General features: G+C 59.8%; 18 protein-coding genes. 8 read left to right on the top strand and 10 right to left on the bottom strand.

The features are described from left to right. Positions 1 to 22: 22 nt before the first annotated feature. The 5 genes from ACB035_RS00210 to ACB035_RS00230 all read right to left on the bottom strand — a co-directional run bounded on the left by ACB035_RS00210 (position 23) and on the right by ACB035_RS00230 (position 4,790). On the bottom strand, positions 23 to 1,786 hold the full coding sequence (locus ACB035_RS00210) for a bifunctional molybdopterin-guanine dinucleotide biosynthesis adaptor protein MobB/molybdopterin molybdotransferase MoeA (RefSeq protein WP_371166396.1): 1,764 nt from the start codon (positions 1,784 to 1,786) through the stop codon (positions 23 to 25). After that, positions 1,783 to 2,415 carry a molybdenum cofactor guanylyltransferase MobA gene (gene mobA, locus ACB035_RS00215; protein ID WP_100645363.1) on the bottom strand — a complete coding sequence of 211 codons (633 nt, stop codon included), beginning with the start codon at positions 2,413 to 2,415 and terminating at the stop codon, positions 1,783 to 1,785. Before mobA ends, ACB035_RS00210 begins: the two co-directional genes overlap by 4 nt. Next, complete coding sequence (locus ACB035_RS00220; RefSeq protein ID WP_005362120.1) at positions 2,387 to 3,082, bottom strand: energy-coupling factor ABC transporter ATP-binding protein; 696 nt, start codon at positions 3,080 to 3,082, stop codon at positions 2,387 to 2,389. Before ACB035_RS00220 ends, mobA begins: the two co-directional genes overlap by 29 nt. Before the next feature lie 34 nt (positions 3,083 to 3,116). Then, positions 3,117 to 3,818 carry an ABC transporter permease gene (locus ACB035_RS00225; protein ID WP_371166397.1) on the bottom strand — a complete coding sequence of 234 codons (702 nt, stop codon included), beginning with the start codon at positions 3,816 to 3,818 and terminating at the stop codon, positions 3,117 to 3,119. A gap of 129 nt (positions 3,819 to 3,947) precedes the next feature. Beyond that, the gene (locus ACB035_RS00230; protein WP_266134263.1) at positions 3,948 to 4,790 is read right to left on the bottom strand and encodes a substrate-binding domain-containing protein; all 843 of its coding nucleotides are present in this window, start codon (positions 4,788 to 4,790) and stop codon (positions 3,948 to 3,950) included. Positions 4,791 to 5,044: 254 nt separating this feature from the next. Between ACB035_RS00230 and ACB035_RS00235 the strand changes: the two genes are divergently transcribed. Next, positions 5,045 to 6,400, top strand: coding sequence for a sigma-54 dependent transcriptional regulator (locus tag ACB035_RS00235; RefSeq protein WP_266134262.1), 1,356 nt, complete (start codon positions 5,045 to 5,047; stop codon positions 6,398 to 6,400). 25 nt (positions 6,401 to 6,425) lie between these two features. Further along, the gene (locus tag ACB035_RS00240; protein WP_371166398.1) at positions 6,426 to 8,528 is read left to right on the top strand and encodes a cache domain-containing protein; all 2,103 of its coding nucleotides are present in this window, start codon (positions 6,426 to 6,428) and stop codon (positions 8,526 to 8,528) included. A gap of 80 nt (positions 8,529 to 8,608) precedes the next feature. Here ACB035_RS00240 and ACB035_RS00245 read toward each other — a convergent pair whose 3' ends face one another. The 5 genes from ACB035_RS00245 to ACB035_RS00265 form a co-directional block, all read right to left on the bottom strand. Further along, entirely contained in the window at positions 8,609 to 9,475 is an 867-nt protein-coding gene (locus ACB035_RS00245; RefSeq protein WP_270905930.1) for a helix-turn-helix transcriptional regulator, read from the bottom strand. Positions 9,476 to 9,490: 15 nt separating this feature from the next. Beyond that, on the bottom strand, positions 9,491 to 10,348 hold the full coding sequence (locus ACB035_RS00250) for a formate dehydrogenase accessory sulfurtransferase FdhD (RefSeq protein WP_182963479.1): 858 nt from the start codon (positions 10,346 to 10,348) through the stop codon (positions 9,491 to 9,493). Positions 10,349 to 10,898: 550 nt separating this feature from the next. Beyond that, a complete protein-coding gene (locus tag ACB035_RS00255) occupies positions 10,899 to 11,591 on the bottom strand; it encodes a hypothetical protein (protein ID WP_371166399.1) in 693 nt (230 codons plus the stop codon). A gap of 134 nt (positions 11,592 to 11,725) precedes the next feature. Continuing rightward, positions 11,726 to 12,145 (bottom strand): hypothetical protein, encoded by a 420-nt coding sequence (locus tag ACB035_RS00260; protein WP_139424275.1) that lies wholly within the window; start codon positions 12,143 to 12,145, stop codon positions 11,726 to 11,728. Between the two features lie 135 nt (positions 12,146 to 12,280). Next, a complete protein-coding gene (locus ACB035_RS00265; protein ID WP_335865638.1) occupies positions 12,281 to 13,423 on the bottom strand; it encodes a hypothetical protein in 1,143 nt (380 codons plus the stop codon). 925 nt (positions 13,424 to 14,348) lie between these two features. On the opposite strand from ACB035_RS00265, the gene ACB035_RS00270 reads away from it, so the two are divergent. From ACB035_RS00270 to ACB035_RS00295, 6 genes are all read left to right on the top strand, one after another. Next, positions 14,349 to 14,927, top strand: coding sequence for a DUF3305 domain-containing protein (locus tag ACB035_RS00270; RefSeq protein ID WP_371166400.1), 579 nt, complete (start codon positions 14,349 to 14,351; stop codon positions 14,925 to 14,927). Continuing rightward, on the top strand, positions 14,920 to 15,504 hold the full coding sequence (locus tag ACB035_RS00275) for a DUF3306 domain-containing protein (protein ID WP_371166401.1): 585 nt from the start codon (positions 14,920 to 14,922) through the stop codon (positions 15,502 to 15,504). The genes ACB035_RS00270 and ACB035_RS00275 overlap by 8 nt, the downstream gene beginning before the upstream one ends. A gap of 103 nt (positions 15,505 to 15,607) precedes the next feature. Further along, entirely contained in the window at positions 15,608 to 17,335 is a 1,728-nt protein-coding gene (locus ACB035_RS00280) for a 4Fe-4S dicluster domain-containing protein (protein ID WP_371166402.1), read from the top strand. A 10-nt stretch (positions 17,336 to 17,345) separates the two neighbouring features. Further along, positions 17,346 to 17,963 carry a molecular chaperone gene (locus ACB035_RS00285; protein ID WP_371166403.1) on the top strand — a complete coding sequence of 206 codons (618 nt, stop codon included), beginning with the start codon at positions 17,346 to 17,348 and terminating at the stop codon, positions 17,961 to 17,963. Between the two features lie 101 nt (positions 17,964 to 18,064). Then, positions 18,065 to 18,268, top strand: a complete 204-nt coding sequence (locus ACB035_RS00290) for a transcriptional initiation protein Tat (protein ID WP_005303194.1) — start codon at positions 18,065 to 18,067, stop codon at positions 18,266 to 18,268. A gap of 23 nt (positions 18,269 to 18,291) precedes the next feature. After that, positions 18,292 to 21,168 carry a formate dehydrogenase subunit alpha gene (locus ACB035_RS00295; protein WP_371166404.1) on the top strand — a complete coding sequence of 959 codons (2,877 nt, stop codon included), beginning with the start codon at positions 18,292 to 18,294 and terminating at the stop codon, positions 21,166 to 21,168.

Below are 21,168 nucleotides of genomic sequence, written 5' to 3' on the forward strand. Positions count from 1 at the left end.
CCGGCCGACGCCCCGCCGGGATTTAGGCCAGTCGTCCCTGCAGGGGGTGGATCCAGACCCGCTCGCCAATGGCGATCCCGGGTTGGTCCGGTACGATTTCGATCAGGCAGTTGGCATCGGCCATGGAGCTGAGAATGCCGGAGCCCTGTGGCCCTGTGGTGCGCACCCGCAGCTGGCCGTTGCGGTCCTGATGAAAGATGCCGCGCAGAAACTCGGTGCGCCCCGGGCGGCTCTTCATCTTCTCGTCTGCCAGTGCCGAGAGGCGCAGCGGCTGCCACCGCTTGCCTTGCAAGCGGGCGATGGCGGGCTCGACAAACTGCAGCACGCAGATCATCGCCGCCACCGGATTACCCGGCAGGCCGAAGAAGGGGGTCTGCCCCAGCTTGCCAAAGGCGAGCGGGCGACCCGGGCGCATCTGGATGCGCCAGAAATCGATCTGGCCGAGCTCCGCCAGCACCAGCTTGATAAAGTCGGCGTTGCCTACCGAGACCCCACCCGAGCTCAACACCAGATCGGCGCTGGCGGCGGCCTGCTCCAGCTGCTGGCGCAGAATGGTCTTGTCATCGGGAATGATGCCAAGGTCCATCACCTCGCAACCGGCGGCGCGGATAAGGGCCATCAGGGTGAAGCGGTTGCTGTCGAAGATATGGCCGGGGGCGAGCTGCTCGCCCGGGGCCTGCACCTCGTCACCGGTACTGAACAGCGCCACTTTCAGCGGGGTGCGCACAGTGAGACTGGCTTGACCGAGTGATGCCGCCAGCCCCAGCTGGGGGGCGCCAAGCCAGGTACCGGCCGGGATGGCGACCGCACCTTTGGCGAGATCTTCCCCGGCGAGGCGCACATTCTGTCCCGCCTGGATCGGTGCGGTGACCGTAACCCACTCACCTTCAATATGCGTCTCTTCCCGCATCACCACGGTATCGACGCCGGGGGGCAGCGGAGCGCCGGTCATGATCTGCACCGCCTGACCGGCCAGCACAGGCTCGTGGCGCTGCTGGCCCGCCAGCACTTCTCCCACCAGTTGCCAGCGGCCGGCGGCGAGATCGTCGCTGCGAAGGCCAATGCCATCCATCGCCGAGTTGGCGTGGGGCGGCACATTGATGGGGCTTATCAGATCGGCGGCCAGCACGGCGCCGTGGCACTGGGCCAGCGGTTTGTCGCTGCAGGCCGTGCTCGGGGTGAGGGCCGCCAGAATGGCGTTGCGGGCCGCCTCGACCGAGAGAAAGCCCTTGCCCGCCTCAGGCTCCTTGCTCTGGCAGCCGTCAAGCCAGCTACAGACGAAGTCGGCAATGGCCGCTAGATCGTTGATATCGAGGCGGGGCAGGCTTGTCTGCTGTTGTTCGCCACTCTGTTGGGGCTGATCGCTGGCCAGCGCGATGATGTCGTCGTCTTCGGGGAAGAGCAGCGGCTTGCCAATCTCGGCGCGGTGCAGCTCGATTTTCGGGAAGTGTTCGTGCTTGAACCCCTCGACCAGCAGCAGATCGAGGCTGGTTTGATCGAAGCTTGCCAGCAGCTGGCGAAAATCGGCTTCGGCCAGTTCCGTTTCAATGATACGAGCATGACGACGACGGGAGGCGACCATCATCTGCTGGGCACCCGCCTTGCGCAGGCGATAGCTGTCTTTGCCCGGTTGGTCGATATCAAAGTCGTGGTGGGCGTGCTTGAGCACCCCGATGCGCAGGCCGCGATCCACCAGCAGGGGGATCAACTGCTCCAGCAAGGTGGTCTTACCGGTGCCGCTCCAGGCGGCGAAGCCGAGCAGGGGAAGGGTGGGGGCCGGGGTCATGAGGTGACTCCTTGTTGGGGGGCGAGCAGACGGGCCTCGTAGGCGGCCAGCTCGGCAGGGCTATTGAGATTGATAAAGGCATCCGGCTGATCGGCAAAGCTCACCACCACCATATTATGGCGGGCAAACCAGATATCGATTTTGCGCTCACCCTCTGCCAGCGCGGCGGTGAGGGAGGGGAGCAGGGATTTGTGCAGCAGGGCTACCACGGGTTGCAGCCAGTCGCCATCGTGGGCAACTACCAGCTCGGTATCCGGGGTCAGGGCGGCGCGAAAGCGGCTCATCAGATCCAGCGGCAGGGCGGGGCCATCGCAGGGGACAAACAGCACCCAGTCGTGACGGGCGGCAGCAAGACCTGCTTGCATGCCCGCCAGCGGGCCGAGATAGTCGTTGTTGTCATCGCTGATGACCTGGGCCAGCGCCTGATAGCGGGCCTGACTGCGGTTGGCGTTGATCAGCACCTCATCCACCTGGGGGCGCAGGCGCGCCAGAACGTGGTCGATAAGAGGGCGTCCCGCCAGTGCTACCCATCCCTTGTCTTCGCCCCCCATCCGGGTGGCGCGGCCTCCTGCCAGGATCACTGCTGATACGGCAACGGGATCAGAGTGGCTGTCGCTTTTTGAAGTCATGTCGCTCGATGATTTTTAAAGGGGTCGTCTCTTGCAGCTGGCCACGGGCGAGGGTCCATTGCCGCTCGCACAGGTCGGTCAGGGCGTTGCTCTGGTGGCTGATGACGACCAGGCCGCTGCCATGTTCCCGCAGATCTTGCGCCAATGCGGCCATCAGGGCAACCGAATGTGTGTCCAGATTGGCGGTGGGTTCATCCATCAGCAGAAAGGCCGGTTGCAGCGCCCAGGCGCGGGCCATTGCCAGCCGTTGCCGTTCGCCACCCGAGAGAATGCTGATGTGCTCCCGCGCCAGCCCCTCCAGCTCGACCCGGCGTAGCGCCTCGAACACCCGGATCTCGCTGCCGAGCTGTTTATCGAGCGCCCAGGCCACGTTGTCGTGAACTGTGCGATCGAACAGATAGGGGGTCTGGTGCAGATAGGTGACCCGGCCCGGCCCCAGATCCCGCTTGAGCAGCCGGTTTAGCCGCTGCTGCCAGCGTCCCGGCAGATTGGTGTGGCCGCGGGTGGGGGCCAGCAGCCCCGCCAGGATCTTGAGCAAAGTGGTCTTGCCTACCCCGTTGGCTCCGTGCAGCCAGATGGCATCCCCCGGTGCGATGGCGAGCCGGTCAATCTCGAACAGCTGGCGCTCGCCAAAGCGCATCGTCAGCTGGTGGGCGGTCAGGGCCATGGGGTACTCCTGTTGGTACACAGTGGGGGCATGGTCAGTTCTTCAGATAGCTGTGGCCGCGACAGGCCGTCAGCAGCAGGTTGAGCAAGAGGGCGAGGGTGAGCAGCACTATGCCGAGCGCCACCCCTTGGGTGAAGGCCCCTTTCTGGGTCTCCAGCGCGATGGCGGTGGGGATATTGCGGGTAAAGTGCAGGATATTGCCCCCCACCATCATGGAGCAGCCCACCTCGGTGACGATGCGGCTGAAGGCGCCGATCACCGCTGCCAGCAGGCCAAAGCGGCACTCGTGCATCAACCCGAGCAGTGCCTTGGGCCAGGAGACGCCCAGGGTCAGGGCGGTTTCCCAGGCGCGCCGATCGCTCTGAACAAACGCCGCGTGGGCCATGGTGGCGATCACCGGGAAGGCGATCAGCATCTGCCCCACCACCATCGCCTGCTGGGTAAAGAGCAGCTTCCAGTCGCCAAAGGGGCCGGCCCGCGACAGCAGCATATAGAGCAAGAGGCCAATCACCACGGTCGGCACCGATTGCAGGGTATTGATGCAGGAGAGCCAGAGCCAGCGGCCGGGCAGCGGCAGATAGGCCAGGGCAAAGCCCAGCAGCAAGGCGGGCAGCAGCACCAACAGCAGGGCGATGCAGGAGACGGAGAAGGAGACCCCCACCACCTGCCACAGTTCGGTGTCACCACTGAACAGCAGGGCGAGAGCCGCCAATGTCGTGTCGATCAATGTCGGCATCAGACCTCTCTCTCATCGTGCAGGGCGAGGGCCGTCAATACGGTCGTGTCGAGCAGGGTCGGCATCAGGCGCCTCCCTCAGCGAACCGGGGGAGGGCCATCAAGGTCATCGCAGGGGTCAGGGTTGCCATTATTTCCCGTTGGCATCCGCTACAAACAGCGCCTGACCCGCCACCTTGAAGTCGCCGATCAGCTTCTGGCCATGCTCGGAGATCAGCCAGTTCTTCAGGGTGCGGGCCCCTTCGGTGTTGAGATCCGGGTAGCGCTTGGGGTTGACCAGGATCACCTGATAGGGGTTGAACAGGCGCTTGTCACCCTCCAGCAGTACGGCGAGATCCAGCTTGCTCTGGTAGGCGAGCCAGGTGCCGCGGTCGGTCAGGGTGTAGGCACCCAGCTCCGAGGCCATGGTCAGGGTCGGGCCCATCCCCTGGCCGATGGATTTGTAACCGGCAAACTCGGGTTTGACGTCAGCCGCCTGCCACAGGGTCTTCTCCTTGATGTGGGTACCGGACTCGTCACCGCGGGAGATAAAGGTCTGGCCCTGCTCCTTGATGGCTTGCAGCCCCTTGGCCGCGTCGTGCAGTTTGCCGAGACCCGCCGGATCTTTGGCCGGGCCGACGATGACGAAGTCGTTGTACATCAGGTGTACCGGCTCGATGCCAAAGCCCGCATCGACGAACTTCTTCTCGGCAGAGGGGGCGTGGGTCATCACCAGATCCGCGTCGCCGTTTTCGCCCATCTTCAGGCTCTGGCCGGTACCAGCCGCCATTACCTGCACCGGATAACCAGTCTCCTTGGTGAACTGGGGCAGCAGCCAGCCCAGCAGACCGGACTGCTCGGTGCTGGTGGTGGTGGCGAGGCGGATCGGCGCTTTTGTGGCATTAGTATCCGCTTCGGCGTGGGCAGCACCGGCGATCAGCAGGCTGGTAGCGAGGGAGAGGGCAAAACGTTTGAGGCTGGTTTTTATCGTCATCGTGATGCAACTTTTTCAGGGTGGCTGAGGAGAGGGCAAGAGTAAGCAAGCAGGGTGCCAAACCGTTCCTTTGCCGCTGCATTCACGGTTTGCCGTTTAAAAACAGAAGCTTATTAGAATCAATTAGGTGAGCTTGTTATCGCTTTTAATAATTGGTGTTGGTGCTTTTGATACGGTAAGGACAAAATGTCCCACTAAGGTTCCGGTTATCGGGACATTCACCGACCGTACGTGCATCCGAGGTACTTTTTTCCATGACACTCCCTCCCAGCCGCTGGTCTGCCCTCTCCCTGCTTATCGTTGACGATGAGCCCGGCATGCGCAGCTTTCTGGCCAAGGCGCTGGCCAAGCGTTTTGCCCAGATTGAGACTGCCGCCAGTGTGGAGGAGGCGGAAGCCCTGCGCTGCCGCCTTCACTTTGACCTTATCATCGCCGACATCCGGCTGCCGGGGCGCTCCGGTATCGAGTGGCACGAAGCCATCGACCCGGCCACCCGCCGCAGCGACATCATCTTCATGACCGGTTTTGGCGATATGGAGACCGCCCTCAAGGCGCTGCGCCTCGGCGCCAGCGACTTTATCCTCAAGCCCTTCAACCTCGATCAAATGGTGCAGGCGGTGGACAGAGTCATCGAGCGCCGCCAGATGGAGCGGGAGAACCTGCTGCTGCGCCGGGAGGTGAGCAAGCTCTTCCCGCCCACCCTGATCGGCGACAGTGCCAAGACCCGCGAGCTCAAGACGCTCATCGCCAGAGTGGCTCCCTCCAACGCCGCCGTGCTGGTGGAGGGGGAGTCCGGCACCGGCAAGGAGCTGGTGGCCCGCGCCCTGCATCAACTCTCTGGCCGGATGGGGGCCTTTGTGCCCCTCAACTGCGCCTCCATCGCGCCGGAGCTGCTGGAAAGCGAGCTGTTCGGCCATGTGCAGGGGGCCTTTACCGGCGCCCGCAAGGGGCGTGACGGCCTGTTTCGGGTCGCCCATCAGGGCACCCTGTTTCTCGACGAGATCGGCGAGATGCCGCTCGCCATGCAGGCCTCCCTGCTGCGGGCACTGGAGCAGAAGGCCATCCGCCCGGTCGGTGCCGAGCGCGAATTGGCGGTGGATGTGCGCATCGTCGCCGCCACCAACCGCAACCTCAAGGAAGAGGTGGAGGCGGGCCGCTTTCGCGAAGATCTCTTCTATCGCCTCAACGTGGTGGCGCTGCCGGTCGCCCCGTTGCGGGAGCGGATCGACGATATCCCCGCGCTGGTACACCACTTCACCCGCCAGCTCACCGCCGAGATGGGGATGGGTTCCTTGAGCTGGACCCACGAGGATGTGGTGGCGATGCAGGCCTACCCCTGGCCCGGCAACGTGCGGGAGCTGCGCAACCTCATCGAGCGCTGCCTGCTGCTGGGCAAGCCCCCGGCGGATTACTGGCAGAGCAGCAAGCCTGCCGAACAGGGGACGAGCGAGGAGGGTTATCCGCTGGCGTGGCCGCTGGCGGAGGTGGAAAAAGCCCACATCCTGCAGGTGGTGGCGAGCCATGATGGCAACAAGTCTGCCGCCTCCCGGGTGCTCGGGGTGGCGCGCAAGACGCTGGATCGCAAATTCAAAGAGTGGGCCATCGAATGAGGAAGGCTGATCGGATGGGGTGGCGATGAAACTGACCCTGCTCTCCCGCTGCATGCGCGCGCTGTTGCCCCGTTGCGTGCGCACCAAGGTGCGCTGGCGCCTGCTGCTGCTCACCTCGGTACCCATCATGCTCACCCTGGTGGGCATGATTGCGCTCACCCTCTACTGGACCCTCACCTACAGCTGGCAGAACCTGCTCACCACGGTGCGCAGCGATCTCGGGGTGGCCCATCACGCCATCACGGTGCAGCAGCAGCGCCAGACCGAGCATCTCGAGCATCTGCGCGATGCCTGGGCCTTTCAGCTGCGGCTGCGGGAATCGCCGGATCAGCTGCATGACTGGGTGATGCCGCTGGCGGCCAACTATGGTCTCGATTTTCTGCGCTTGCGCCGTGGCCCCGAGCTGGATCAGCTGACGGCGCAGGAGCGCGCCGCCCTCACGGCCGGGCGCAGCGTCAGCCACTTCGTGGTCTGGTCGCAGCAGGAGATGCTCGCCCTCTCCCCGCAACTGGCCAAGCGGGCCGTGTTGTGGCAGCGGGATGGCACCAAAGCGGTGGAGAACCGGGGGCTGATCAGCCTGTCACTGACCCCTGTGATGGGTCGCGACGGATCGCTCTGGGCGGTGCTGGAGGGGGGCGAGCTTGTCAACGGCAGCACCCGGCTGGTGGATGAGCTCAAGGGCCAGGTGTTTGCCAAAAATACCCTGCCGGATGGCAGCGTCGGCACCGTCACCCTGTTTCTCGACGATCTGCGGGTGAGCACCAATGTGCCGGTCAGCAGCCGCCGTCAGGTGGGCCGGGCTGTGGGCACCCGGGTCTCGCCGCCAGTGCGCGAGCAGGTGCTGGGGCGGGGGGAGATGTGGGTTGACCGCGCCTTCGTTCACGACGCTTGGTATGTCTCGGGTTACGAGCCGCTGCTGGGAGCCAGGGGCGAGCGGCTCGGCATGCTCTATGTGGGCTTTCTCGAGTGGCCCATTATCCGCACCTACCTCACCAATCTGGTGGAGTTGGGCTCCGGCGTGGTGCTGCTGTTGCTGCTCTCCGGCCTGCTGGTCTATCGCGGCGCGCGGGATCTCTTCTCCCCTATCGAGCGGATGCACAAGGTGGTGCGGCAGGTGCAGGCCGGGGAGTCGGCTCGCATCGGCCCGCTGGCGCTCGATCCCGACCACGAGCTGGCCCAGCTCGGTCGCCAGTTTGACGCCATGCTGGACAGGCAGGAAGCGCACCAGCAGCAGATGGCCCGTAGCGCCGATGAGCTGGAGCAGAAGGTGGCCGAGCGCACCCAAAGTCTCGAGCTCAAGACTGCCGAGCTGGAAGATCATATCCATATGCTGACCGAGGCGCGCCAGCAGCTGCTTATCAGCGAGAAGCTGGCGGCCCTTGGCGAGCTCTCGGCCGGGGTGGCCCACGAGATCAACAACCCGCTGGCGGTGATCCTCGGCAACGTGGAGCTGATGAAGCTGGAGCTGGGGGAGGCGGCCGAGCCGGTCAGCGAGGAGCTGGCGCTGGTGCTGGCCCAGATCGAGCGCATCCGCGCCATCACCCGCAGCCTGCTGCAATACTCTCGCCCCGGCGACTATGAGACGGCGCCTGTGTGGCAGCACCTCAATCCCATCATCGAGGAGAGCCTGACTCTGGTGCGCTCCGCCCTGCGCCAGCAGCAGGTGGAGCTGGTGGCCGATCTCAGGGCCCAGCAGCCCATCGAGGCGGATCGACAGCAGCTGCTGCAGGTGCTGATCAACCTCCTGGTCAACGCCAGCCACGCGCTGGGAGAGAAGGGGGAGATCCGGGTCGAGAGCCGCGACTGGGTCGATGAACTGGGTCATCTGCGCGGGGCCGAGGTGCGGGTGATCGACAACGGTAGCGGCATCGAGGCGGCCATTATCGACAAGATCTTCGATCCCTTCTTCACCACCCGCGCCACCGGCACCGGACTGGGGCTGGCCCTGAGTCACCGCATCATCAGCCGCTGGGGCGGCGAGCTCTTGGTGGACTCCACCCCGGGGCAGGGGAGCTGCTTTACCGTGCGGCTGCGCAGCCACGCCCTGCTGCCAAGCGGCAGCGAGCCCGCGAAACTGGAAGGGTGGCGCATCGCCCTCAATGCCGAGGGGCGTGAGACAAGCGATTGATGCTGTTATAAAAAGGCCCGTGATAAAAACAGCCCGTCAACATGGTTGGCGGGCTGTTTTGTCGGTGGGGGAGTGGTTCTTTACTGCGGACTCCATACCAGCTTGCCGCTCTGGGTCAGGTCATAGCCGCCGAGGCGAGCCGCCAGCTCGCGCCCCTCGGGGGATTGCAGCCAGCCGATCAGCTGTTGCAGCAGGGTGCGAAAGAAGACCCCCTGCGGCATCACCAGATCGAAGCACTCCTGCGACAAGGGCATAAAGCCGAGGCCAAACTCGGTGGCGGTGCTCTGGGCGCCGGGCCCGACATCCGCATCGCCACGGCTGATGGCGGCGGCCAGCTCCCGCTCGCTGTTGACCTCGAGGGTGCGCTCCAGCCGGGTCAGCGACTCCCCCTGGGTTTGCAGCCACTCCTGCAGGGCGCGCTGGCTGCCAGCCCCCTCCTGACGCATGGCCCAGCGCCAGTCGAGCGCCTCTTTCGCCTCCCTGGGTTGCAGCCCTTGCCGCAGCACCAGCCCCTGCACCCGCCTGAATCCATGAACGATCACCCATTGCCGGTGGCCCTGATACTGCTGCACCAGCGCCGGGTGGCGCAGGTGCGCCTCCTCGGCCTGCCCCCAGTGGATGGCGCAGAGATCCACATGGCCGCGCGCCAGCATCGCCAGCCCCTGACGGGTGCCGCACGGGGTGTAGCCCACCAGTGCCTGGGTGCCGAGCTGCTGTGCCAAGCGGCTGCTGGCGTAGTGCAGCAGCACGTCGTCCGAGCCTGCCAGCAGCAGCCGGTCGTTCATCACCCCCTCGTGGCAACTGCCGAGCAGCCAGCGGTCGAGCAGGGAGCGGGGAAACAGCCACTTGCCGGTCGCCTTGGTGGCGGGGATGCGCGCCTCGTTGGCGAGCTGGTAGACCTTCTTCTCGTTGAGATCGAGGTATTCCGCCACCTGCTTCACATTCATAAATTCGTTCATGACTTAATCCCGCATCCCGCGACCAGCCGGACTGGGCGCCAGCACCGGCGGCTTCTCGTCCAGCACCATATGGTCGTGGCCGCTGAATACCTCGAAATGGCGCCCCTTGGCGCGGGCAATCATGGTGATGCCGAGCTGGCGGGCCAGATCCAGCCCCATCTGGGTGACGCCGGAGCGCGACAACAGCACTGGAATGCCCATCTGCGCCACCTTGATCACCATCTCCGAGGTGAGTCGCCCGGTGGTGTAGAAGATCTTGTCGTGGCCACTCTCGCCGCGCATCCATAGCTCGCCCGCCAGGGTATCCACCGCATTGTGGCGCCCCACATCCTCGACAAAGGAGAGGATCTCCGCGCCGCGGCAGATGGCGCAGCCATGCACCGCACCCGCCATCTTGTAGGTTTCGTTATGGGCCGACAGCGCCTTGAGCAGGGCGTAGAGGGTGCTCTGTTTAAGCTCGGGCGCCGCCAATACCACCCCTTCGAGCTTCTTCATCACGCTGCCATACATGGTGCCCTGACCGCAGCCGGAGGTGACCGTCTTCTTCTCCAGTGACTTGTCGAGATCGGCGGCCTGCTGGCTGCTTACCACGGCGGCGGCCTCGCTCTCCCAGTCGACGATCACCGACTCGATGGCCGAAATATCCTCGATAAAGCCCTGATTTTTCAGATAACCCAGCACCAGCGCCTCGGGGCGGGCCCCCAGCGTCATCAGGGTCACTATCTCCTTCCAGTTGAGGTAGACCGTCAGTGGCCGCTCACAGGCGATTTGGCGGGTGTTCATTGTGCCCTGTTCATCCATCACCTCGACGGCCATGGTGAGCTGGGCGGCAGCATTGCTTTTGATAAAGGTCGGTGTCATGGGCCCCTCGCGACCGGTTGCCGGGATCTAAGGGGAGGGATACAGCAAGTTTTGTTCCAGATTACTTTTGGGTGAGGTTCTCTTTTTATGGAGTTGAGTAGGTTCGAATAGCGAAGCGTATTCGGACGATCGCGATATTTACGATCTTGAACAGGTGCGTATACTGCCGGATCGTGACGGTATGCTTGGTTTTTCGGCTGTAAAAAGGGAAAGGGGGTGATCGATTGGCCTTATTCTACAGTTCATCATTACGCAGCAAGCGGTATCTCCCCACCGAATTGGTGCGGCATGATTGACCAGTCTCGACAGAAAATAGAGTGACCGGCTAACGGATTTATCGTTTAGCCGTCGGAATGACCGAATCAACCAGTCGTCCGATACTCGATCGTCCGAATACGCTCCGCTATTCGAACCTACGGCCCTCAATCTTATGACGACAGCCCCTAAGGTGTGAGCAACGCAATACCGAAGCTCCCGCATACCACCTTAAACACTAAACGCAACGCATAGTAAAAATGCCACGCGTTGCGAATCACTCTTAAACAGTTTGTTATGTTTCTTGCTCCATACACTCATCAGCATGACTTGTAATAGCGCCCACGTAACCATTGATTAACCTGTAAATTACATTGTAAACACCCAACAGATAGCCTGAAGTAATTTCTACAGATTCACCATCAGAAACCCCACCATGGTGCGTGAATAAATTCCTTTGCTCTAATAATTTTTCCGTATGAGCTTGCTTTAATACTGGCATCTTTAGCCCAAATAATAGTGCTGCAATATTGGCGATTTGGATTGGGTCATGTAAGGTTACTTTTTTGAGTCGTTTCTTCAAGCTATCTTCAGACATACCAACTTTCAGTCTTAAATAATTCTTGTCCTTATCCCCTAATTTGTCGATATTCAATGCAGCTTTGGCAATATATTCTTGCTTAGTACAGCAAATATCGAAAAAGTCATGAACAAAACTTTCATAAGAAGAAACTACACCAATAAGCAAGATGCCATTTAAAAAGCGTCTATTTTTCTGCTGTTCAGCACTTACTATACCCTGATATAAAGATTCCATATTTTCATTGAAAGTTGTCAGTTTATCCTCAAGCTCAAAGAAGACATCCATCCACTCAAATGCTTCATCCATTTTTTTGTTTAGCTCATCAAACTCTCGCTGATCATCTTCCCACTCTTTCTCTAACGCTTCCCAATCAGAATCTTCAAACTCGTCAAGATCTTCCATCATATACAACCTACTTTTATCACTCAATAACTTATGAAAGGAACACTGAAACATCACGCCACAATAAAAGGCGAGCGGCAGCGAGTCCAGCCCACGCATTTTGTGGGCGATTTTTGATTGCCTTGTTAGGCATTTAGTTACTCTACCATTTCTCTAATGGGCAATACATCTTCAAAAAACAACTTGAAAGAAAGATGCAACTCGCTGATCCAATTTTCACTTTCCTCTAATTCCAAAAATTTCATCGCTTTTTCTGAGATTGCTTTTTTTTGATAGTGAAAAGTAGCGTTTCTAAACAATCTTAACGCATCGACAAACTCTTCTTTGGCCAACAACATATCAACTTTTGGATTATCTATTTTGAGCTCTTTATACCCCTCAATAACAACGTATATAAGACCGTATAAAACAGAGAGGCGTGCAAATGATGAGTGCATTTCAGCCAAATTGCGGATCTGTTCAGGTAGATTAGAGTCTCCTGCAACTTTCATTGCAACGACCTGCTTTAGGGCATCAGCATTTATCCAATGTTTATGTAATGAAACGAGTTTCTCCATGCTCCGCATCCTGATGCCTAACGCCCGCTTAAGGGGCAGCCAACGGTATTACCAAGCTTCCGCATAACACCGTAACCACAAAAATTAACGCATGGTAAAAATGCCACGCGTTGGCTGTCCCTCTTGACGCGTTTGTTATGATGCTATTTTAATGAGTGATTTTCTATCTGCTTCACTTATAGCTTTACTGAAAGTGGATAGATTAGACTTGACTACAGCGCCTGACTCAGTGTTAGCGTAAACTTGTCCTTTAAGCCCACCTAACTCATAAAACTCTGCGATTGCATGGCTATCACCACGTAACCCGTCGGAGGAAATGAGTGTCACTTGGACTGTTGTTCCTGGAGAAACATTAACGTAATTAGTTGATGTTGCGCTCTTTTGATATTGTTCACTTCTAACTAGATCAACGAATGGAACTTCCTTTTTTGAAATCTGTTTCTTAGTATTTTCTAGAACTATTGATTTCGTTTTTTCACCGAACTCTAATTTCACAGCAAAATAGGGTTTCAGGATAACTGGTGTTTGACCAGTATTGGATATAGATACAGATAAGCTCAATTTCGAATTGTCAATCAAATGCTTACGAACTTCCACCAATAGTTTTTGGTAATCATAAACTTGTGATCCAGCATAGCTTGAAAATGTTTCATGAAGCTTTAACATATTGGCGCCATTGCCACGACTTACGCTGTAAATTAACTGCTCAATTTGTGGATATATATCTTCTGAATATTCCTCTTTCTTAAAAGACATTTCGAAGTTACCGCAGTGAACAGAGAACCTTGATTGATTAATTTCAACAGGAAACAATTCATTTTGCTGTTTGAGATCCGCTAATGATGTTGGCAGCTCTGGCATTTCTCTTCTTCTTAACGAGCCTCTAAAATACCCACCAAAAACTTTGAGATCAGCTAGTGCTGGAGAACGCATCATTTGACCAATAGAAAAGTTTATCGCCAAACCATCTGAGTTGAAATTTTCCAACCACTCATCAACATTCTCTTTTTCTTGCTGAAGTGCAGCTGATGCTTGAGCAATATGTACTTCAAAGTCTTTCAATCCTTCGTAAGAAATATAACGGTCGATATTTGGTGACCAGTCACATCTGCGCGTTAACCTTTGAATCTCATCACTAACTTCGACAACATCTCCTTCAAATGTTAAAGATGTTACGTTTAGTGTTGGCTTCGCTCTCGACAGGTAACGCTGAATATATAAGCCCGCAACGCCAGAAATTGCACTAGCAATTAAAGTAATTACTATATCGGTTGTCATTGACTTTCCTTATAGTTGGTAAATTTTAAATTAGGGTATTTGTACCATAAAACGCCCCATTATATGAAACTAACTTATCACTTCCGATTGCATCATAACAATTTATTATGTGGAATGTTTCCGCATAGAAACATATCGCTGTTCCGCATATCCTGACAACTTTTTTGTATCACATTAATGATATTTTCAATTTTTTCAATGTATTACATCAACATTTTTCGCATTAACCGTAGGATAAATGGGCGCGCTTCCCCTATATCTAACCTAGGGCTCCACTAGCATCTACGCTGTATGCAAATACAGTTAACCCAAGAGATCTCGTATGTTGGGCTAAATCGTAGGTTGGTGCTGAACGAAGTGAAGCCCAACGTTTACCGCGAAATATTTCAAAAGCAATAATCGGATAATCCGGTGTTATTCGATTATTGCCATCCCCTCGTTCCAGCACAGGTTGATGGGTTTTACGCCGCCTGTTGGGCTTCGCTGCGCTCAGCACCAACCTACGCTCAGCACCAACCTACGCTCTGCACCCACCTACGCTCCGCGCCAACCCATATCCCGCACAACGCGCCAACCCGCATCAAAGCCCCCATCGGCTACCCAGGGCGGGAGCACACTTTGTTAAAAATTATCGAAAGCATAAATATCGAACAATCCAGACAACATTAATGCTAAAAAATCAAACTGCTGACTAATTGCGTTAATGCAAAAGAGAACCATAAGTGGTCGATATCTGTTCTATTTGTGTGTTTGTTATTAAATTTAACAAAGTGTGCTCCCGCCCTGATCGGCTACCAAGCCTGCCTTGGCCCCACTCTTGCTAAGTCTTATCCCATTGATGGCCGTGGCAGCCCTGAATCTCCTGCTGTAACCAGCCCCGAACGGGGTGGATCACGGGGGAGGGCGGCCCGGCAGAGACCTTCTGATGGGAGCCGTGACAGTGCAAGACACCACCAATACCTTGCCCCCGCAGCGCTGGCTGCAACTGGAGTTAAAGGCCATCGACAGCCAGGTTGGCCGCTGGCAGAGCCGCCGTTTCGAGATTGCGGCGCTTCATCCCGCCGAGCCCGAGGCTGCCGGTGCCTTGCCTCTTACCCTGTTTCGTGACGAGCGGGGGGATTATCGCTTCAATCTGAGCTCCGGCTCGCCTCGCCTCTTTGTCACCGGAAGCCGCGTGGACAATGGCTTTGTGGCCGATGGTCTGACCCTGAGCCAGACCGTGGCCGCCGCCTATATGGATGGCGAGCGGCAGGTGCTCTCCTGCCCGCTGCCCGAGGCGCTGCAAGCCTGGGTGGAGGCCTTTATCGGTCGTCACGGCGAGCTGCTGGAGGCCCGTCGCAAGGGCAAGAAGGGCAAGGGACGGGCGCAGGATCAGCTTGGTGTCGATACGGTAGATCAAGCCAGCTGTGGCGCCGTGAAAGCCACCGGCCCCGATGGCCGCGAGCGTGACAGTGACGCAGGAACCTGTGCCGTAAACAAGACCGGAAACAACGCCCATGAGTGAGTTCCTCAAACGTTGGTCGTCTCGCAAGCATCAGGTATTGCAGCCAAGGGAAGAGGTCATTTCCGAGGTGGTTGCTACCCCCATCGAAGGCAGTGGCGAAGGTGAAATTCCAGATACTGCGCTGGATTGCCCCGTAGTCAGCACTGACAAGGGGAGTAGTGAACCGCGTGCCGTGGAGGGGGCTGGGAGTGGCGAACCGCCGCTAACAACAGCCCAGCCGGGCAAGGCCAAACTCCCCGACAAGGAGGCGCTGCGGGCCATGTTTCGCAGCCATAAACAGGATGGGCTCGACGACTACACCCAGGATTTCAGCCAGCCGGAATTGCTGCCCGCGGCCCTGACCGCCGGGCTGCGCAACTGGTTGGTGGATCAGGTGACCGCCCCGGAGAGCGAATCGGCCAATCCGGCCAGCGGATCTGCTGAACCGGTGGCGGTTGTCAGCGAACCTGCCGACGAGCCGCACGGGTTGGCTGATAACCATTCTCAAACCCACACCGACGATCGGGACATTTTGGTTTCCTCTGGTGGACAAAATGTCCCAACCAAAGGTGTGGGAATGGAACCCTCAGGATCCTGACTCCCTGTCAGTCACTTTTTTTCCGGGGGAGTTGGCTCGCCTCTTGCTCTCTCGGCTTACCAACAAGCGCCCATCCCATGAGGTGGCGCGCGCAGGAGTGTATGTGAGCACTGAACAAACATTGCCAAATCTGAGCCCAAATCTGGCCCACGGGGCGGGGGCGGCCGAGCATAACGCGCGCGCTCGCGCCTATGCGCTGCAGCATACGGTCAAGACCGACAACTTGATCCCGGCCACTGTCTCTTACCAGAGTCAGGGGCGCCTGCTGCTGGTCGGCCCGGAAGATCGCATTCGCCGTGCCGCCAGCCTGCTGCCTGCCGGGGTGAAGCCCACCCTGCTGGTGACCGAAGCGGTGCATGACGCCGAGGCAGCAGATCTCGAAACCATTTTCGATGCCACCGCATCCCTCGCGGCCCTGACCCTGCGCGAGCCGAGCCTGACAGGGTATCTGGGGCAGTTCCAGCTCATTGGCCTCAATGGGCAGGGGGATCGGGTTAATCTGGCTGCGCTCTGTTTTCCACAACAAGCGACGGTGGGGAACGAACCGCGCTTCGATCTGGTGGCCGATCTGGGCCGTGCCCCGCTCTTTGCGCTGGAGCGCCCGCCGGTCGGCTATCTGCATCTTGCCGATGACCAAGAGCTGGCCGAACGACTCGCCGAGCTCTGTGCGCTGACCGGTATTTTCGACAAGCCGCGCTATTTTCGCCTCGACCCCGAGGCCTGCGCCTTTACCGCCCGCGGCGTGCCCGGTTGCAGCCGCTGCCTCGATGTCTGTCCGACCGATGCCCTCAAGCCCATCAATGGTCGCATCCAGATCGATCCCCATCTCTGTCAGGGCTTTGGCAGCTGCGCCTCTGCCTGTCCGACCGGGGCGATTGCCTATCACCAGCCCGATGCCAACACCAACAGCGACTACCAGTTCCGATTGCTCAAGCATTATCGGGAGGCGGGCGGCGAAGCGCCTCGACTGCTGATCGCCGGCGAAAGCGAGCGCGAATGGGTGGAAACGGAACTCACCCGCCTGCCCGCCAACTGGCTGCCGGTCTGGGTGGAGGAGAGCGCGAGTTTAGGCATCGAGAGCTGGTTCGCCGCACTCGCCCATGGCGCCAGTGCGGTGCGCATTGCGCTGGGCGACGATGCCCCCGAAAGCGTCCGTGCGCTGGTTGAGCGGGAGCTGGCGAGCGCCGCCGTGCTGCTGGCGGGCGCCGGCCTTGCTGCCGATCGCATTGCTCTGTTTGACGCAGATGCTGGTGAGCCTGTTTCCGGCCAGCCGGCCGTTGCCTTGCTGGAGAAGCCGCTCAAAGGAGACAAACGGGAGAACCTGTTTGCCGCCTTCGACGCCCTCTGGCAGGCCAACGAAGGGAGCCGCGAGCCGCTGGCGGTGCCTCACGGCGCCCCATACGGTAGCGTGGAACTCAAAGAAGCAGACTGCACCCTCTGCATGGGCTGCGTGGCGGTTTGCCCGAGCCGCGCCCTGCATGCGGTTGGGCACACGCCCGGCCTCAACTTTATCGAGCAGGACTGCATCCAGTGCGGCATGTGCGAAAAGGCGTGCCCCGAGCAGGCCATCGTGCTGGTGCCCCGCTTGCAGCCTGTGCCCGAGGCGCGCCGCGCCGTGCAGAGCCTGAAAGCCGAAGAGGCCGCCTGTTGTATTCGCTGCGGCAAGCCGTTCGCGCCCGCCTCGATGATCCGCCGCATCCAGCAAAAACTGGCTGGTCACTCCCACTTCCAGAACGAGGCCGCACAGCGGCTGCTGATGTGCGAGGACTGTCGGGTCAAGGATGTGTTTGCGACGCTGGCGGCGGATCCCGTCTCCCAGCTCAAGGTATGAGGGGCCAGTGATGAGTGAACAACATAACGAAAAGGCTGGCGAACTGACCATGACCGAACTGGAACAGAGCAGCGCCGATCTCTACGCCCTGCTGGCGAGCCTCTGGCGTGCCGCTCCCCATGGTGAACAGCTCGCCTGGCTGCAAGGGTTGCAGCCGATGCCGGGCCCCTTTGCCAGAGGGCTGGGGCTGGTGCAGCTGGCGGCCAGCAGCCACCACGAAAACGAGCTTGCAGAGGAGTATCAGGATCTCTTTATCGGGCTGGGGCGCGGGGAGATCGTGCCGTTTGCCTCTTGGTATCTCACTGGCTCCCTGATGGAGCTGCCGCTGGCGGTGCTGCGCGCAGATCTGCAGTCTCTCGGTTTCGAGCGCAAGAGCGGAGTGTGCGAGCCGGAAGATCATCTCGCCGCCCTCTGCGAGGTAATGGCGGTACTGATTGGCGAGCAGCACCCGGAGCGCAACCGCTTCTATGAGCGCCACCTTGCCCCCTGGGTACTCGCCTGCTGCCGCGATCAGCAACAGGCGAAAGGGGGCAGCTTCTACCGGGCGGTCGGCGCCCTTGCCGAAGATTTCTTCAAGCTGGAAAACGAATTGCGCCTGCCGTTTGGCGCCTGCGTGGATAAGGGTTGATCACCCTTATCCACCCACAACAAAACGAACAGACGAGATATCCCATTGGACGCGAAGCTGGCGCGCAGGCGCCAGCAAGAACAACAACAGAGGTCACAAGAATGAGCGATGAACAGCTGAAAGACCCGTCCCGCCGCAATCTGATCAAGGGAGTTGGCGTGGTCGCCACCATAGGCGTATTGGCCGGTGCCACCGGTCGGGTGGTGGGCAAAGAGGTGCTGACCCACGACACCGAGCCTGACAAGGGCTATCGGGAGACCCCCCATGTTCACGACTTTTATCGCACCCTGCGCGGCACTGACTGAGCCGGATCAGTGAAGGAGAACTCATGAAACTGACAAAACGTGCCGAGCAGCCCCAGGCGGGCGAGCAGGGCAATGAGGCCATTCGCGGTCAGGGGCTGACCCGTCGCGCCTTTATGGTCAACTCCGGTCTGGTGGCCGGTGGCGCCGTGGCCGCCGGTTGGCTGGCGCCAGCCATGATGCAGCGGGCCGAGGCCAAAACCGTGGCGGCCGACGTGCCGGTCGAGGTGAAGCGCACCATCTGTTCCCACTGCTCGGTGGGCTGCGGCGTTTATGCCGAGGTGCAGAACGGCGTCTGGACCGGTCAGGAGCCGGCCTTTGATCACCCCTTCAACCTTGGCGGTCACTGCGCCAAGGGGGCGGCCCTGCGCGAGCACGGCCACGGTGAGCGTCGCCTCAAGTACCCGATGAAGCTGGTGGGCGGCAAGTGGCAGCGCATCAGCTGGGATCAGGCCATCGAAGAGGTGGGCAACGAAGTGCTGCGCCTTCGCAAGGAGTCCGGCCCCGACAGCGTCTACTGGCTCGGCTCCGCCAAGCACTCCAACGAGCAGGCCTACCTGTTTCGCAAGATGGCGTCGCTTTGGGGCACCAACAACGTGGATCACCAGGCGCGGATCTGCCACTCCACCACGGTCGCTGGCGTCGCCAACACCTGGGGCTACGGCGCCATGACCAACAGCCTGAACGACATGCACAACAGCAAGTCGATCATGTTTATCGGCTCCAACCCGGCGGAGGCCCACCCGGTCGCCATGCAGCACATCCTGCTGGCGAAAGAGCGCAACGGCTGCAAGATTTTGGTGGTCGACCCGCGCCGCACCCGCACTGCCGCCAAGGCGGACATGTACCTCTCCCTGCGTCCGGGCACCGACGTCGCCTTTATCTGGGGCATGCTCTGGCACATCTTCAAGAACGGCTGGGAAGATAAAGAGTTCATCCGCACCCGTGTCTACGGCATGGATGAGGTGCAAAAAGAGGTGGCGCGCTGGACTCCGGCGGAAGTGGAGCGGGTAACCGGCCTCAACGAACAGCAGGTCTATGGCGCCGCCAAACTGCTGGCCGACAACCGCCCCGGCTGCGTGGTCTGGTGCATGGGCGGCACCCAGCACACCACAGGCAACAACAACACCCGCGCTTACTGCATCCTCGAACTGGCCCTCGGCAACGTGGGCAAGAGCGGGGCGGGCACCAACATCTTCCGTGGCCACGACAACGTGCAGGGGGCCACCGACTTTGGCGTCACCTCCGACTCCCTGCCCGGCTACTACGGGTTGGAAGAGGGCTCCTGGAAGCACTGGGCCCGGGTGTGGGATGTGGATTACGAGTGGATCAAGGCCCGTTTTGACAACAAGGCCTACAACGGCAAGCTGCCGATGAACAACAACGGCATTCCGGTCTCCCGCTGGGTGGACGGGGTGCTGGAGAACGCCGATCTGATCGAGCAGGGCTCCAACATCCGTGCCATGTTCTACTGGGGCCATGCGGTCAACTCCCAGACCCGCGGCCCGGAAATGAAGAAGGCGATGCAAAAGCTCGACATGATGGTGATTGTCGACCCGTATCCCACAGTCGCTGCCGTCATGAACAACCGTACCGACGGCGTCTACCTGCTGCCGGCCACCACCCAGTTCGAGACCTATGGTTCCGTCACCGCCACCAACCGCTCCATGCAGTGGCGCGACAAGGTGATCGAGCCCCTGTTCGAATCCAAGGTCGACCACGAGATCATGTATCTGCTGAGCAAGAAGCTCGGCTTTGCCGACCAGTTGTTCAAGCACATCAAGGTGGAGAACAACCAGCCGCTGTTGGAAGACATCACTCGCGAATATAACCGCGGCATGTGGAGCGTGGGCTACACCGGCCAGAGCCCGGAGCGGCTCAAGGCGCACCAGCAGAACTGGCACACCTTCCACAAGACCAACCTCAAGGCCGAAGGGGGCCCGGTCAGTGGCGAAGTGTACGGTCTGCCGTGGCCCTGCTGGGGCACCCCTGAGATGAAACACCCCGGCAGCCACATCCTCTACGACACCAGCATTCCGGTATCGGAAGGGGGCGGTGGTTTCCGCGCCCGTTTCGGCATCGAGTATCAGGGCGTCTCGCTGCTCGCCGAAGACTCCTGGCCGAAGGGAAGCGAAGTAGAAGATGGCTATCCCGAGATCACTGCCGACCTGATGAAACAGCTTGGCTGGTGGGATGAGCTGACCGAGGCCGAGAAGAAAGAGGCCGAGGGCAAGAACTGGAAGACCGATCTCTCCGGCGGTATCCAGCGGGTCGCCATCAAGCACGGCTTCGTTCCTTACGGCAACGCCAAGGCGCGCTGCGTGGTGTGGACCTTCCCGGATCAGGTGCCCAAGCACCGCGAGCCGCTCTACACCCCGCGCCGGGATCTGCTGGCCGACTACGCCACCTGGCCTGATTCGAAGAGCCTGTGGCGCCTGCCGACCCAGTACGCCTCGGTGCAGGAGAAGGATGTCAGCAAGGAGTTCCCGATCATCCTCACCTCGGGCCGTCTGGTGGAGTACGAGGGGGGCGGCGACGAGACCCGCTCCAATCCTTGGCTGGCCGAGCTGCAGCAGGAGATGTTCGTCGAGATGAACCCTGCGGATGCCAACGATGTCGGGGTGCGCGACGGTCAGGATGTGTGGGTGGAGGGGCCGGAAGGAGGCAGAGTGAAAGTGAAGGCGCTGGTGACCCCGCGGGTCAAACCGGGGCTCGCCTTTATGCCGTTCCACTTCGGCGGCCACTTCGAGGGCAAGGATCTGCGATCCAAATATCCGGAAGGGTCTGACCCCTATGTGCTGGGGGAGTCGGTCAACATAGTCACCACCTATGGTTATGACCCGGTCACCCAGATGCAGGAGACCAAGGTCACCCTGTGCCGTTTTCGCAAAGTAGGAGCCTGA

The organism is Aeromonas sp. S12(2024), from assembly GCF_041402305.1.
In the GTDB taxonomy this organism is placed as follows: domain Bacteria; phylum Pseudomonadota; class Gammaproteobacteria; order Enterobacterales; family Aeromonadaceae; genus Aeromonas; species Aeromonas veronii.

Bases quoted from the DNA above. Each gene is read 5' to 3' on its own strand.
- ACB035_RS00210 (WP_371166396.1), bottom strand. From the start codon at position 1,786: ATGACCCCGGCCCCCACCCTTCCCCTGCTCGGCTTCGCCGCCTGGAGC.
- mobA (WP_100645363.1), bottom strand. From the start codon at position 2,415: ATGACTTCAAAAAGCGACAGCCACTCTGATCCCGTTGCCGTATCAGCA.
- ACB035_RS00220 (WP_005362120.1), bottom strand. From the start codon at position 3,082: ATGGCCCTGACCGCCCACCAGCTGACGATGCGCTTTGGCGAGCGCCAG.
- ACB035_RS00225 (WP_371166397.1), bottom strand. From the start codon at position 3,818: ATGCCGACATTGATCGACACGACATTGGCGGCTCTCGCCCTGCTGTTC.
- ACB035_RS00230 (WP_266134263.1), bottom strand. From the start codon at position 4,790: ATGACGATAAAAACCAGCCTCAAACGTTTTGCCCTCTCCCTCGCTACC.
- ACB035_RS00235 (WP_266134262.1), top strand. From the start codon at position 5,045: ATGACACTCCCTCCCAGCCGCTGGTCTGCCCTCTCCCTGCTTATCGTT.
- ACB035_RS00240 (WP_371166398.1), top strand. From the start codon at position 6,426: ATGAAACTGACCCTGCTCTCCCGCTGCATGCGCGCGCTGTTGCCCCGT.
- ACB035_RS00245 (WP_270905930.1), bottom strand. From the start codon at position 9,475: ATGAATGTGAAGCAGGTGGCGGAATACCTCGATCTCAACGAGAAGAAG.
- ACB035_RS00250 (WP_182963479.1), bottom strand. From the start codon at position 10,348: ATGACACCGACCTTTATCAAAAGCAATGCTGCCGCCCAGCTCACCATG.
- ACB035_RS00255 (WP_371166399.1), bottom strand. From the start codon at position 11,591: ATGATGGAAGATCTTGACGAGTTTGAAGATTCTGATTGGGAAGCGTTA.
- ACB035_RS00260 (WP_139424275.1), bottom strand. From the start codon at position 12,145: ATGGAGAAACTCGTTTCATTACATAAACATTGGATAAATGCTGATGCC.
- ACB035_RS00265 (WP_335865638.1), bottom strand. From the start codon at position 13,423: ATGACAACCGATATAGTAATTACTTTAATTGCTAGTGCAATTTCTGGC.
- ACB035_RS00270 (WP_371166400.1), top strand. From the start codon at position 14,349: ATGGGAGCCGTGACAGTGCAAGACACCACCAATACCTTGCCCCCGCAG.
- ACB035_RS00275 (WP_371166401.1), top strand. From the start codon at position 14,920: ATGAGTGAGTTCCTCAAACGTTGGTCGTCTCGCAAGCATCAGGTATTG.
- ACB035_RS00285 (WP_371166403.1), top strand. From the start codon at position 17,346: ATGAGTGAACAACATAACGAAAAGGCTGGCGAACTGACCATGACCGAA.
- ACB035_RS00290 (WP_005303194.1), top strand. From the start codon at position 18,065: ATGAGCGATGAACAGCTGAAAGACCCGTCCCGCCGCAATCTGATCAAG.
- ACB035_RS00295 (WP_371166404.1), top strand. From the start codon at position 18,292: ATGAAACTGACAAAACGTGCCGAGCAGCCCCAGGCGGGCGAGCAGGGC.